13 protein-coding genes are annotated in these 12,962 nt (G+C 68.4%); 4 read left to right on the plus strand and 9 right to left on the minus strand.

Annotated elements, in window-relative coordinates:
- Nucleotides 1–67 precede the first annotated feature (67 nt).
- The 9 genes from fis to ACIGFL_RS02495 all read right to left on the minus strand — a co-directional run bounded on the left by fis (nucleotide 68) and on the right by ACIGFL_RS02495 (nucleotide 9,202).
- Nucleotides 68–388: a DNA-binding transcriptional regulator Fis gene (fis, locus tag ACIGFL_RS02455; protein WP_031302786.1), complete on the minus strand. Its 321-nt coding sequence runs from the start codon at nucleotides 386–388 to the stop codon at nucleotides 68–70.
- Entirely contained in the window at nucleotides 385–1,383 is a 999-nt protein-coding gene (gene dusB, locus ACIGFL_RS02460; RefSeq protein ID WP_397496028.1) for a tRNA dihydrouridine synthase DusB, read from the minus strand. Before dusB ends, fis begins: the two co-directional genes overlap by 4 nt.
- 230 nt (nucleotides 1,384–1,613) lie before the next feature.
- Nucleotides 1,614–2,873: a DUF3426 domain-containing protein gene (locus ACIGFL_RS02465; RefSeq protein WP_397496029.1), complete on the minus strand. Its 1,260-nt coding sequence runs from the start codon at nucleotides 2,871–2,873 to the stop codon at nucleotides 1,614–1,616.
- Between the two features lie 50 nt (nucleotides 2,874–2,923).
- The gene (prmA, locus tag ACIGFL_RS02470; protein WP_397496030.1) at nucleotides 2,924–3,802 is read right to left on the minus strand and encodes a 50S ribosomal protein L11 methyltransferase; all 879 of its coding nucleotides are present in this window, start codon (nucleotides 3,800–3,802) and stop codon (nucleotides 2,924–2,926) included.
- 141 nt (nucleotides 3,803–3,943) lie between these two features.
- Nucleotides 3,944–5,299 carry an acetyl-CoA carboxylase biotin carboxylase subunit gene (gene accC / locus ACIGFL_RS02475; RefSeq protein ID WP_021442645.1) on the minus strand — a complete coding sequence of 452 codons (1,356 nt, stop codon included), beginning with the start codon at nucleotides 5,297–5,299 and terminating at the stop codon, nucleotides 3,944–3,946.
- A gap of 17 nt (nucleotides 5,300–5,316) precedes the next feature.
- Nucleotides 5,317–5,775, minus strand: a complete 459-nt coding sequence (accB, locus tag ACIGFL_RS02480; protein ID WP_397496031.1) for an acetyl-CoA carboxylase biotin carboxyl carrier protein — start codon at nucleotides 5,773–5,775, stop codon at nucleotides 5,317–5,319.
- A gap of 22 nt (nucleotides 5,776–5,797) precedes the next feature.
- Complete coding sequence (aroQ, locus tag ACIGFL_RS02485; protein ID WP_021445594.1) at nucleotides 5,798–6,247, minus strand: type II 3-dehydroquinate dehydratase; 450 nt, start codon at nucleotides 6,245–6,247, stop codon at nucleotides 5,798–5,800.
- Between the two features lie 143 nt (nucleotides 6,248–6,390).
- On the minus strand, nucleotides 6,391–8,163 hold the full coding sequence (gene dsbD / locus ACIGFL_RS02490) for a protein-disulfide reductase DsbD (RefSeq protein WP_397496032.1): 1,773 nt from the start codon (nucleotides 8,161–8,163) through the stop codon (nucleotides 6,391–6,393).
- A 118-nt stretch (nucleotides 8,164–8,281) separates the two neighbouring features.
- Nucleotides 8,282–9,202, minus strand: coding sequence for a histone deacetylase (locus tag ACIGFL_RS02495; protein WP_397496033.1), 921 nt, complete (start codon nucleotides 9,200–9,202; stop codon nucleotides 8,282–8,284).
- A gap of 69 nt (nucleotides 9,203–9,271) precedes the next feature.
- Here ACIGFL_RS02495 and ACIGFL_RS02500 point away from each other — a divergent pair, with 69 nt between their 5' ends.
- From ACIGFL_RS02500 to ACIGFL_RS02515, 4 genes are read left to right on the plus strand one after another with little or no spacing between them, the layout of a single operon-like run.
- Nucleotides 9,272–9,832 carry a GNAT family N-acetyltransferase gene (locus tag ACIGFL_RS02500; protein ID WP_397496034.1) on the plus strand — a complete coding sequence of 187 codons (561 nt, stop codon included), beginning with the start codon at nucleotides 9,272–9,274 and terminating at the stop codon, nucleotides 9,830–9,832.
- The gene (locus ACIGFL_RS02505; protein WP_397496035.1) at nucleotides 9,829–11,433 is read left to right on the plus strand and encodes a nitroreductase family protein; all 1,605 of its coding nucleotides are present in this window, start codon (nucleotides 9,829–9,831) and stop codon (nucleotides 11,431–11,433) included. Before ACIGFL_RS02500 ends, ACIGFL_RS02505 begins: the two co-directional genes overlap by 4 nt.
- On the plus strand, nucleotides 11,430–12,299 hold the full coding sequence (gene tesB, locus ACIGFL_RS02510; RefSeq protein ID WP_021445253.1) for an acyl-CoA thioesterase II: 870 nt from the start codon (nucleotides 11,430–11,432) through the stop codon (nucleotides 12,297–12,299). Before ACIGFL_RS02505 ends, tesB begins: the two co-directional genes overlap by 4 nt.
- A complete protein-coding gene (locus ACIGFL_RS02515) occupies nucleotides 12,296–12,889 on the plus strand; it encodes an HAD family hydrolase (RefSeq protein ID WP_397496036.1) in 594 nt (197 codons plus the stop codon). The genes tesB and ACIGFL_RS02515 overlap by 4 nt, the downstream gene beginning before the upstream one ends.
- The last annotated feature ends 73 nt before the right edge of the window (nucleotides 12,890–12,962 follow it).

Here is a 12,962-nt window from a genome sequence, read left to right on the forward strand (position 1 = left end):
AAAGTCCATCGGAACAGGAAAACAGTGAAAAAAGGCGGCACTCGGCCGCCCTTTTCCGGGGATTCGCTTACAGCAGGTCGTACTGCTTGAGCTTCTTGCGCAGCGTGCCGCGGTTCAGGCCGAGCAGCTCGGAGGCCTTGGTCTGGTTACCTTTCACGTAATTCATGACGGTTTCCAGCAGCGGCGCTTCCACTTCGGTGAGCACCAGGTTGTACACATCGGTGACGTCCGCGCCCTCGAGATGGGCGAAATAGTTGTGCAGCGCCTTTTCCACGGCGCCACGCAGGGTCTGGCCCTCGTCGCTCGGCGTGCTCAGGTGCTGTTTAAGGCTGGTGTTGTCACTCACGGGTGCGGTTCCACTCACTAAGGTCTCTGTCATCAACGTCATGCGGCCACCTCGTTTCCATCGTTGTGCCGTTCGCGGAAAAACGCGCGAACGTGGGCGCACTGTGCGTCCGTACTGTCCAGACGGTTGAACTGGGCGCGAAACTCCCTGGCGCCCGGCAGGGTTGCGAGATACCAGCCGACATGCTTGCGGGCGATGCGCACACCCATCTCGTCGCCGTAGAAGGCGTGCAGGGCGGCCAGGTGTTCTAGCAGAATGCGTTCCACCTCGAGCAGGCCGGGCGCCGGCAGGCTTTCGCCGGTGCGCAGATAATGCTCGATCTCACGGAAGATCCACGGCCGGCCCTGCGCGGCACGACCGATCAGCAGGGCATCGGCGCCGGTGGCGTCGAGTACGGCGCGGGCTTTTTGCGGCGAGTCGATGTCGCCGTTGGCGAACACCGGAATCGACACCGCCTGCTTGATCGCGGCGATGGTGTCGTACTCGGCTTCGCCGGTGTAGAGGTCGGCGCGCGTGCGGCCGTGCACGGCCAGCGCGGCGATGCCGGCATCTTCGGCGATCTTCGCCACGGTGACGCCGTTCTTGTTCGCGCGATCCCAGCCGGTACGGATCTTCAGGGTCACCGGCACGTCCACCGCGCCGACCACCGCGGCGAGAATCTCGCGCACCAGCGGCTCGTCGCGCAGCAGGGCGGAGCCGGCAGCCTTGTTGCAGACCTTCTTGGCCGGGCAGCCCATGTTGATGTCGATGATCTGCGCGCCCAGCTCGACGTTCTTGCGCGCGGCTTCGGCGAGCATCTGCGGGTCGCCGCCGGCGATCTGCACCGAACGCGGCTCGGGATCGCCGGCATGCAGCAGGCGCAGGCTGGACTTGCGGCTGTTCCACAGGCGCACATCGCTGGTGACCATCTCCGACACCACCAGGCCAGCGCCGAGGCGGCGGCACAGCTGGCGGAACGGGCGATCGGTGACGCCGGCCATGGGGGCCAGGATCAACCGATTGGGCAATGTGTAGGGGCCGATACGTGGGGCCGACATGGGGCGTCCCTGCTTGTTGGTTCGCAGTTGAGACAATGGGGCGATCAACAGCTGTCCTCCACGGTTTCCGCAGGGGGAAACAATGGTGGGCTGTGCTCGCAAAAGGGTGGGCATGATACCCGCTCTGGATGACCGGATAAAGGCTGTTTTGAACAAATTCTGAACAGCTATGGGCTTATCGCCAAGAGTTCGATAGGCGGCCTGCGGCCAGTTGTCGCGCCGCCTGCAGGCTATTCCGGCGAGTGGAAGCTGAGGCTGTAGTTCACCGCACGGGTGCCCGGGTCGAGGATGTCCAGGGAGATGTGGATCGGCGTCTGCGGCGGCATTTCGCTCTGCCCGGCGAGCTCGCCGGCGAGGTATTCGCTGGGCTTGAAACGGCGGCTGGCGACCAGCTGGCCACCGAGGTCGGCGAAGCGCATTTCCAGCAGCGGGAAGGGTTGGGCGAAGGGCGCGCGGTTGTAGAGGATGGCGTCGACGATCAGCGCGCCGGAGAACTCCGGGTGGCTGCGCACCACCAGGTTGCTGCTGCGGATCTGGCTGATGTCGACCTTCGACGGCAGGCTGCAGCCGATGCTCGGGCAGAGTTGCTCGAACCAGGGCCGGTAGCGATCCTGGCGCGCCAGCTCGTCGAAGTTGTAGGCGGCGTACTGCGCCAGCAGGCCGCCGGCCGCCAGCAGGTTGAGCAGGCTCCAGGCGAACCAGCGGCCCCAGGGGCGCGACTGCGGCTGGCGCCAGTCCAGTTGCAGCGGTTCGTCGTCCAGTTCGAACAGGCGTTCCTCGCGCAGGCCCGGCTCGCTGCGCGCCGCCTTGGGTTCTTCGCGCTCGCTGCGCAGGTCTTCATCCTGTCGCTCTTGCTCGTCCGGTTCGTCGTCGAGGCTACCCAGGCGCGGCTCGCTCGGTTCGTCGAGCTCGTCGGCGCTGGGCTGCTGCTCGCGGGGCGTGACGGGGGCGGCGAATTCGCTGGCTGCTTTGGGCTCAGCGGCGGCGGGCTCTGGCTGCTCTTCGGTAGGTTGCAGTGCGAAGCTGTCGCGCTCGCGTTCTACCGGCTCGTCACGCAGCAGGGCTTCGGCCCAGGCCTCGTCGTGCGGCGCGTCGCGGCTCGGCGCTTCATCGCTGTCGAAGCGTTCGCTGTAGCGCGGGGCGCGCTCCAGGGCGAGGAACTGCTGCGACAGTTGCTGTTCCTGTTCCTCCAGCTTGGCCAGTTCCTCGTCCAGATCGAGGCCATCCAGGTCGAGGTCGTCGTGAATCCACAGGGTGTCGTCGGCGGCCTTGGCCGGTTTGCCGGCGGCCGCTGGCTGTGGTTTGCCGGCTGCTGCCGGCGGGGCGGTCGTGGGCGCAGCGCTGGGCGTGCCGAACAACTGCTGCGCGGCGTTGAACACGTGCAGGCAGGCCCCGCAGCGCACCGCGCCATGGGCGGCAGCCAGCTGCGCCTGGCTGACGCGGAAGCTGGTGCGGCAATGGGGGCACTGGGTGACGTGGCTTTCGCTCATGCGCGGGTCCGATAACTCGAGGCGGTTAGTCTAACGCAATGGTCAGGGGTTCAGCGCTTGACGCCGCTGATGCGCACCCAGCCGTCCTTTTCCGCTGTGGGATCCAGATCGAAGGCGTCTGCGTAGGCGGCGCGCACTTCCTCGGCCTGCTCGGCGAGGATGCCCGACAGCGCCAGGCGCCCGCCCGGCTTGACCAGCGCGCCGATCTGCGGCGCCAGGGAGACCAGCGGGCCGGCGAGGATATTGGCCACCACCACCTCGGCCGGCTGCTGCGGCAGGTCGGCGGGCAGGTAGACCGGGAAGCGTGCCGGATCGATGCCGTTGCGCGAGGCGTTGTCGCGCGAGGCCTCCAGCGCCTGCGGGTCGATATCGGTACCGACCGCCTGCGGCGCGCCGAGCAGCAGCGCGGCGATGGCCAGGATGCCCGAGCCGCAGCCGAAATCCAGCACGTTGCAGCCGGCCAGATCCTGGCCGTCCAGCCATTCCAGGCACAGCGCGGTGGTCGGGTGGGTGCCGGTGCCGAAGGCCAGGCCCGGATCGAGCAGCAGGTTGACCGCCTCCGGCTCCGGTGCGGCGTGCCAGCTCGGCACTATCCACAGGCGTTGGCCGAAGCGCATCGGCTGGAAACCGTCCATCCAGCTGCGCTCCCAGTCCTGGTCCTCGATGCGTTCGACATGGTGTTCCGGCAGGGCGCCGCCGCACAGCAGCTGCAGGTGGGCGAGCAGCGCGGTCTCGTCGGTATCGGCCTCGAACAGGGCCAGCAGGTGGGTGTGCGACCACAGCGGGGTGGTGCCCAGGTCCGGCTCGAAGATCGGCTGGTCCTCGGCGTCCATAAAGGTCACCGACACGGCGCCGACCTCGAGCAGGGCGTCCTCGTAGGTCTCCGCCTGCTCCGGGGTGATGGCGAGACGGACTTGTAACCAGGGCATGGGCAACCTCATGAACGATGCGGCGGGGCGTTTGGCCGCGCAGCTTACTTGAACGGATGGGCGGGCTGCCAGTTCGGCCGCCGGCCGGAAACGACAAGGGCCGCCAGATGGCAGCCCTTGTCGGTGCAGCAGACCCAAGTCTCAGTGCTTGTCCATACCCAGTTTCTTTTCCAGGTAGTGGATGTTCACGCCACCCTTGACGAAACCCTTGTCGCGGGTCAGGTCGCGGTGCAGCGGCACGTTGGTCTTGATGCCGTCGACCACGATCTCGTCGAGGGCGTTGCGCATGCGCGCCATGGCCTCGTCGCGGTCCTTGCCGAAGGTGATCAGCTTGCCGATCAGCGAGTCGTAGTGCGGCGGCACGCTGTAGCCGCTGTACAGGTGCGAGTCGACGCGCACGCCGTTGCCGCCCGGGGCATGGAAGTGCTTGACCTTGCCGGGGCTGGGCATGAAGTTGTCCGGGTCCTCGGCGTTGATCCGGCACTCGACCGAGTGGCCGAGGATCTTCACGTCTTCCTGCTTGATCGACAGCTTGTTGCCGGCGGCGATGCTGAGCATCTCCTTGACGATGTCGAAGCCGGTGATCATCTCGGTGACCGGGTGCTCGACCTGCACGCGGGTGTTCATCTCGATGAAGTAGAAGCGGCCGTCTTCGTAGAGGAACTCGAAGGTGCCGGCGCCGCGGTAGCCGATCTCGATGCAGGCGTCGACGCAGCGCTTGAGCACCTCGGCACGGGCCTTCTCGTCGATGTAGGGGGCTGGGGCCTCCTCGATCACCTTCTGGTGGCGGCGCTGCAGCGAGCAGTCGCGGTCGTACAGGTGGATGGCGTTGCCCTGGCCGTCCGACAGTACCTGCACCTCGACGTGGCGCGGGTTGCCGAGGAATTTTTCCAGGTAGACCATCGGGTTGCCGAACGCCGCGCCGGCTTCGGTGCGGGTCAGCTTGGCCGACTTGATCAGGTCTTCTTCCTTGTGCACCACGCGCATGCCGCGACCACCGCCGCCGCCGGCGGCCTTGATGATCACCGGGTAGCCCACTTCGCGGGCGATGCGCAGGGCTTCTTCCTCGTCTTCCGGCAGCGGGCCGTCGGAGCCGGGCACCACCGGCACGCCGGACTTGATCATGGCGTTCTTGGCCGACACCTTGTCGCCCATCAGGCGAATGGTGTCGGCTTTCGGGCCGATGAAGGCGAAGCCGGAGTTCTCCACCTGTTCGGCGAAGTCGGCGTTCTCGGCGAGGAAGCCGTAGCCCGGGTGGATCGCGGTGGCGCCGGTGACTTCGGCGGCGCTGATGATCGCCGGGATGTTCAGGTAGGACCGTGCGCCGGGCGCCGGACCAATGCAGACGGACTCGTCGGCCAGGCCCAGGTGCATCAATTCACGGTCGGCGGTGGAATGCACGGCCACCGTCTTGATGCCCAGCTCCTTGCAGGCGCGCAGGATGCGCAGGGCGATTTCGCCACGGTTGGCGATCAGGACTTTTTCCAGCTTCTGCATTGCAGGCTCCCCGCGCATCAAACGATGGTGAACAGGGGCTGGTCGTACTCAACCGGCTGGCCGTTTTCCACCAGGATGGACTCGATCACGCCGCTGGCTTCGGCCTCGATGTGGTTCATCATCTTCATGGCTTCGACGATGCACAGGATGTCGCCTTTCTTCACGCTCTGACCGACTTCGACGAAGTTGGCTGAGGTCGGCGAGGCGGCGCGGTAGAAGGTGCCGACCATCGGCGAGCGGGCCACGCTGCCGTTCAGCTTCGGCGCGGCGGCCGGGGCGGCCTCGGCGGTGGGAGCGGCGGCTGCCGGGGCGGCGGCCGGCGCCGGCGCCTGGGCGTAGACCGGTTGCGGCGCGTAGGCCGGCTGCTTGCTGTGGCGGCTGATGCGTACGGACTCTTCGCCCTCTTTGATCTCCAGCTCGTCGATACCGGATTCTTCCAGCAGCTCGATCAGTTTCTTGACTTTACGGATATCCATAGCGATTCAACTCCCGGTGAGGTCAGGGTCGTTTAGTTTCAAGTTGTTCTAGCGCGGCCTCCAGGGCCAGCCGATAACCGCTGGCGCCAAGGCCGCAGATCACCCCCACCGCAACGTCGGAGAAGTAGGAGTGATGGCGGAATGGTTCACGTTTGTGCACGTTGGACAGGTGCACTTCGATGAATGGGATGCTCACCGCCAGCAACGCGTCACGTAATGCGACGCTGGTATGGGTAAAAGCGGCGGGATTGATCAGGATAAAGTCGACACCTTCGCCTTTCGCTGCGTGAATCCGCTCGATCAGCTCGTACTCGGCGTTGCTCTGCAGGTACAGCAGGTGATGGCCGGCGTCGCGGGCGCGGCGTTCCAGGTCCTGGTTGATCTCGGCCAGGGTGGTGGCGCCGTATTTGTCTGGCTCGCGGGTGCCCAGCAGGTTGAGGTTGGGGCCGTGCAGCACCAGTAGGGTGGCCATGGTCGCGTTCCTTGTTGTTCGAGCTGCGCAGGACTATGCCGCAGCTGGCCCGATGTCAGCAATAGCCGACACGATGCCCGGCGTTTGCGGCAAAAATATGACTATAGCGGTGGTTTCGGTCGTTGCCAGGCTGAGCAGGGTGCCTAGCGCGTGCTGGCCTGATCCAGGCGGGCGGCGAAGCTGGCGGCATCGACCTCACCTACGACACGCAGATCGAGCCATTCGTCACCGTTGCCGGCGAACAATTGAATCGCCGGCGGGCCGAACAGCTGATAACGGTCGAGCAGGGCGCGCTGCGCGGCGTTGCTCTCGGTGATGTCGAAGCGGATCAGGCGCCAGTCGCCGAGCTTGCTGCCCACTTCGACCGAGCCGAACACCTCGCGTTCGATCACCTTGCAGCTGATGCACCAGTCGGCGTACCAGTCCAGCAGCAGCGGCTGGCCGGCAGCCTTGGCCTCGGCCAGCGCGGCGTCCAGTTCGGCCGGGCTGCTCAGGGTCAGCCAGGCGCCGCCCTTGGCGCTCGCCGCGCCGGTGCCGGCCTGCAGCTGGCCGAGCGGCTTGAGCGGATCGCTCGCCCCCTGCAGGGCGCCGACCCAGCTGGCCAGGGCATAGACCAGCAGGGCCAGGCCGGCGATCTGGCCGAGCTTCTGCCGGTGGGTCTTGGGGCCGAACTCCAGGGCGCCGAGAAACACCGCCACGCCGCCGGCCAGCAGGCCCCACAAGGCCAGGCTGAGGCTGCCCGGCAGCACCCGTTCGAGCAGCCACACCGAGACCGCCAGCAGCAGCACGCCGAAGGCGTTGCGCACGGTGACCATCCAGGTGCCGCTCTTCGGCAGCAGGGCGCCGCCGCCGACGGCGAACAGCACCAGCGGCGCGCCCATGCCCAGGCCTAGGGCGAGCAGCTTGAGACCGCCGCCGAGGGCGTCGCCGCTGGCACTGATATAGAGCAGGGCGCCGGCCAGCGGCGCCGACACGCAGGGGCTGACCAGCAGGCTGGAGAGCACGCCGAGCAGGGCGGCATTGAGGTGGGAGCCGCCGTGGGTCTTGCCCGCCAGGCGGTCCAGCGGTTCGCTGATCACGCGCGGCAGACGCAGTTCGAACAGGCCGAACATGGCCAGGGCGAACAGCGCGAAGAAGGCGGCGAAGGGCACCAACACCCAGGCCGATTGCAGCCGCGCCTGCAGGTTGAGACCGGCGCCGAACAGGCCCATCAGGGTGCCGAGCAGGGCGAAGCAGACGGCCATCGGCACCACGTAGGCCAGCGACAGGGTCAGGCTGCGCAGGCCGCCGAGCTGGCCGCGCAGCACCACGCCGGAGAGGATCGGCAGCATCGGCAGCACGCAGGGGGTGAAGGTCAGGGCCAGGCCGCCGAGGAAGAACAGCGCCAGCTCCTGCCAGTTCCAGCCCGCGGCCGGCGCGCTGGTGGGGCTGTCGGGTGCGGCAACGGTGGGCAGCTCGCCGATCTCGATGAATTCGGTTTCCGGCGGATAGCACAGGCCCTTGTCGGCGCAGCCCTGGTAGCCGACCTGCAGGCGCAGCGGGCGCTGCTCCGGGTTGGCCAGCGGCAGGCGGATATCCAGCACGCCGTAGTAGACCTCGACGTCGCCGAAGTACTCGTCGTGCTTGGCCTGGCCCGGCGGCAGTTCGGCCTGGCCGAGCGCGAGATCGCCTGGCTCGACGGCGAAGTTGAAGCGGTGGCGGTAGAGGTAATAGCCCTCGGCGGCGACGAAGCGCAGGGTCAGCGCCTCGGCGTCGCTGCTCATCAGGCTCAGCTTGAACGCTTCGCGCACCGGCAGAAAATCGCCGCTGTTGTTCAGCGTGGCGCCGATGGGCGCGGCGGCGGGGCGTTGATCGAACAGGCCGGCGGCGGCCGGGAAGACGAGCAGCAACAGAAGCAGGGGCAACAGACGGCGCATGGTGGACTCGCACGACGGACTCGCCGGCATCATACCCAAGTTGGCGCCCAGGCCCCAGGCGACGTGGTGGCGCAGGGTGTCAGCGGATGTTGCCGGGGGACCAGTGGCACGTCGGCGGCTAGCCCAGCCCCAGCGCGTTCCAAACCTTGTGCGCGCTGTGATGCAGGATGCCGTGGCGGCGGGCCAGGACGGCGCGGTCCTTGGCGTAGCCGCCGCCGATCACGCCGAGCACCGGGATGTCGCGGCCCAGGCAGTGCTGCAGCACTGCCTCGTCGCGCGCGGCGAGGCCGGCGTCGGTGAGCTGCAGATGGCCGAGGGCGTCGTCGCGGTGCACGTCGACGCCGGCGTCGTAGAGCACCAGGTCCGGCTGGTACAGCGGCAGCAGGTAGTTGAGGCTGTCGTCCACCACCCTGAGGTAGTCGGCGTCGCCCATGCCGCGCGGCAGGGGGATGTCCCAGTCGCTCTCGGCCTTGCGCGCCGGAAAGTTCTGCGCGCAGTGCAGCGACACGGTAACGGCGTCCGGCACCTCGGCCAGCAGCCGCGCGGTGCCGTCGCCCTGGTGCACGTCGCAGTCGAAGATCAGCACCCGCTGCACCCGCCCGGCTTCCAGCAGGTAGCGGGCGATCACCGCCAGGTCGTTGAAGATGCAGAAGCCGGAGGGGAAGTCGTAGTGGGCGTGGTGGGTGCCGCCGGCCAGGTGGCAGGCCAGGCCGTGTTGCAGCGCCAGCTCGGCGGTCAGCAGCGAGCCGCCCACGGCGCGCACCGTGCGCTGCGCCAGCGCCTCGCTCCAGGGCAGGCCGAGGCGGCGCTGCTCCTCGTGCGCCAGCTCGCCGGCCATGTAGCGGGCGATATAGTCCGGGCAGTGGGCCAGGGCGAGGATGTCCACCGGGCAGAGCGCGGGGCGCTGCAGCTGGGCGTCGGTGGTCAGGCCGCTGGCGATCAGGTGATCGCGCAGCAGGCGGAATTTTTCCATGGGGAAACGGTGCCCAGCGGGGAAGGGCGGGCTGTAGTCCTCGTGGTAGACCAGCGGTAGCGGCATAGAATAGGTATCAACGAATCGAGCGACCGAGTATGGCCGCAGCCTTCCTCCCTACTCAAGCGAGCCGCCATGCCGCCTATCGAGACCCACAGCCCGCGCCTGCTGCTGCGCGCCTGGCGCGACGCCGACCTGCCGGTTTTCGCCGCGCTGAATGCCGATGCCGAGGTGATGCGCCACTTTCCCGCACCGCTGGACGCCGCGCAGAGCGCGCAGCTGCTGGCGCGCATCCGCGAGCATTTCGAGGCGCATGGCTATGGCTTCTGGGCGCTGGAGCGGCGCGACACGGGCGAACTGATCGGTGTCACCGGCCTGGCCCAGGTCGGCTTCGATGCGCCTTTCGTGCCGGCGGTGGAGATCGGCTGGCGCCTGGCCCGCGCCCACTGGCGTCAGGGCTACGCCAGCGAGGCGGCGCGCGCGGCGCTGGCGGTGGCCTTCGAGCGGCTCGGCCTGGAGCAGGTGGTGAGCTTTACCGTGCCGGCCAATCTGCCGTCGCAGGCGGTGATGCGCGCCATCGGTATGCAACGTGACGAGAGCGGCGATTTCCGCCATCCGCGCGTACCGGACGGCCATCCGCTGCAGCCGCATGTGCTCTATCGCATCCGCCGCGCGCAGTGGGAGGCGCAGCGATGATGGACGTGCTCGCCTATCACCGACTCAGCAAGCATGCGCCCGAGCGTTTCGCGCCGGGGCCGGGGCAGCTGGACTGGGCCACCCAGCCGGCGCCGTTTCGCCGCTACGCCGGTGCGCCGTTGATCGAACTCTGGCATCGCCCGCTGGAAGAGGGGCCGGCGTACGACGCGGCATTCGCCGGGGCGCCGATGCCGCCCGCGCCACTGGATCACGCCAGCGTCGCGCAACTGCTCTACGACAGCCTGGCCATTTCCGCCTGGAAGGCGGCCGGCGGCAGTCGCTGGGCGCTGCGGGTCAACCCCTCGTCCGGCAACCTGCACCCGACCGAGGCCTATCTGCTGCTGCCGCCCGGCGCGCTCGATAAGCACGGCTTGCTGGCGCATTACGCGCCGGATAGGCACGGCCTGGAAGTGCGCGCCGAGCTGTCGGAGGCGCTGGGCAAGCGGCTGGCCGCAGCGTTGCCGGCCGGTGGCTTGTTGCTCGGCCTGGCCAGCATCCCCTGGCGCGAGGCCTGGAAGTATGGCGAGCGCGCCTACCGCTACTGCCAGCACGACCTCGGCCACGCGCTGGCGGCCATCGCCATCGCCGCCAGTGCGCTGGGCTGGCAGGTACGGCTGCTGCGCGGCGTGGCCGAGGCGCGGCTCGACGGCCTGCTGGGGCTGGATCGCAGCGGCTTTCACGAGGCGGAATGCGGCGACTGCCTGCTGTGGATAGGCCCGGCGCAGGAGTCTGAGTTCCGTGTTCCCGAGACCCTGCTCGATGACCTCGCGCAGCTGCAACTGCAGGGCACGCCCAATCGCCTGTCACGCGACTATCGCCACTGGCCCGAGCTGCAACGGGTACATGAACTATGCCGGGCGCCGGCGCTGCCGCCGGTGTCCTGGACTACCGAGCCGGCCGTCGTGCGCGCGGACAATCCCGGTCTGCCGCTACGGCCGCTCCTGCACCGGCGGCGCAGCGCGCAGGCCATGGACGGGCGCAGCGGCATCCAGGCCGAGCTGCTGCTGGCCTGGCTGCGGCGCCTGCTGCCGGCGCAGTCGCCGGTGCCCTTCGCCGCGACCGGCGAGCCGCCGGCCATCGACCTGCTGCTGTTCGTCCATCGCGTGCAGGGGCTGACACCGGGGCTGTACTGGCTGGATCGCAGCGGCCGCGGCGTGCAGGCGCTGCGCGAGGACTATCTGTGGCAACGGGTGGACGACGAGCTGCCGCTGTACCGCCTGCTCCAAGGCGATGCCCGCGGCCTGGCGAGGTTCCTGAGTTGCGGCCAGGACATCGCCGCCGACGGCTGCCTGGCCTTGGCCATGCTGGCGCGGCTGGAGGATGCCCTGACAGATGGCGCCTGGCGCTATCCCAGGCTCTACTGGGAGTGCGGGCAGATCGGCCAGCTGCTCTATCTGGAAGCCGAGGCGGCCGGGCTGTCGGCCACCGGCATCGGCTGCTATTTCGACGATGCGCTGCACGAATTGCTCGGCGCTGCCGACAGCGGCTGGCAAAGCCTTTACCATTTCACCCTTGGCCGCGCCGTATGGGACGAACGCCTGACCTCCCTGCCGGCCTACCCGCAACCCCGTATTCCCCCTGTGCAAGGAGAGACCCCATGACCCAGGTGCTCGACGATCTGGTGGCGCTGCTCAGCCTGGAGCAGATCGAGGAAAACCTGTTCCGCGGGCGCAGCCAGGACCTGGGTTTCCGCCAGCTGTTCGGTGGCCAGGTGCTCGGCCAGTGCATCTCCGCGGCCAGCCAGACGGTGGCCGCCGAGCGCCATGTGCATTCGATGCACGGCTACTTCCTGCGCCCGGGCGATGCCAGCCTGCCGGTGGTCTATCAGGTCGAGCGTACCCGCGACGGCGGCAGCTTCAGCACCCGCCGCGTGGTGGCGGTGCAGAAGGGCCAGCCGATCTTCTTCTGCAGCGCCTCGTTCCAGTCCGACGAGGAGGGCTTCCACCACCAGAGCCCGATGCCCGAGGTGCCCGGCCCCGAGGGGCTGAAATCGGAAACCGAACTGGCGCGGATGGTCGCACCGATGATCCCCGAGCGCCTGCGCGAGCGCGCCATCAGCGACAAGCCGATCGAGATCCGCCCGGTGACCCTGATCAATCCCTTCGCCCCCGAGCCCTGCGAGCCGGTCAAGTACGTGTGGTTCCGCGCCGCCGGCGAGCTGCCGGACGACCCGCAGCTGCACAAGTACCTGCTGGCCTACGCCAGTGACTTCAACCTGCTCACCACCTCGATGCAGCCGCATGGCGTGTCGGTGTTCCAGAAGTTCATGCAGGTCGCCAGCCTCGACCATTCGCTGTGGTTCCACCGCAACCTGCGCCTGGACGACTGGCTGCTGTACGCCATGGACAGCCCCTGGGCCGGCAACGCCCGCGGCTTCTCCCGCGCCAGCATCTACAACCGCCAGGGCGAACTGGTGGCCTCGGCGGCCCAGGAAGGCCTGACCCGCGTGCGGGAAGACTGGAAATGAGGCAGCTGGCGACGGCGCGCCACTGGGTGTTCGACATGGACGGCACCCTGACCCTGGCGGTGCACGACTTCCCGGCGATCAAGCGGGCGCTGGGCATTCCCCAGGACGACGACATCCTCCATCACCTCGCCGCCCTGCCGGCCGAGGTGGCGGCGGCCAAGCACGCCTGGCTGCTGCAGCACGAACGTGAACTGGCCCTGGCCGCGCAGCCGGCGCCGGGCGCGCTGCAGCTGGTGCGCGCCCTGCGCGAGCGCGACTGCCGGCTCGGCATCCTGACCCGCAACGCTCATCCCCTGGCGCTGCTGACGCTGGCCGCCATCGGCCTGGCCGACTGTTTCGCCGACGCCGATATCCTCGGCCGCGACGAGGCGCCGCCCAAGCCCCATCCCGGCGGCCTGCTGCAGCTGGCCGAACGCTGGAGCGTGGCGCCGAGCGAGCTGGTGATGGTCGGCGACTACCGCTTCGACCTGGAATGCGCCCAGGCCGCCGGTGCGCGCGCTGTGCTGGTCAACCTGCCGGACAACCCCTGGCCCGAGCTGACCGGGCTGCATGCGCGTGATTGTGCCGAGCTGCTGGCGCATCTTGGCTGATTGGTAGCACGGTCGGGAGCGGCATGTTCTGTGGGAGGGGCTTTAGCCGCGATCCGGTGACGCCGGTCGCCTC

The sequence above is a fragment of the Pseudomonas sp. NPDC077649 genome (genome assembly GCF_044542855.1).
GTDB lineage: Bacteria > Pseudomonadota > Gammaproteobacteria > Pseudomonadales > Pseudomonadaceae > Aquipseudomonas.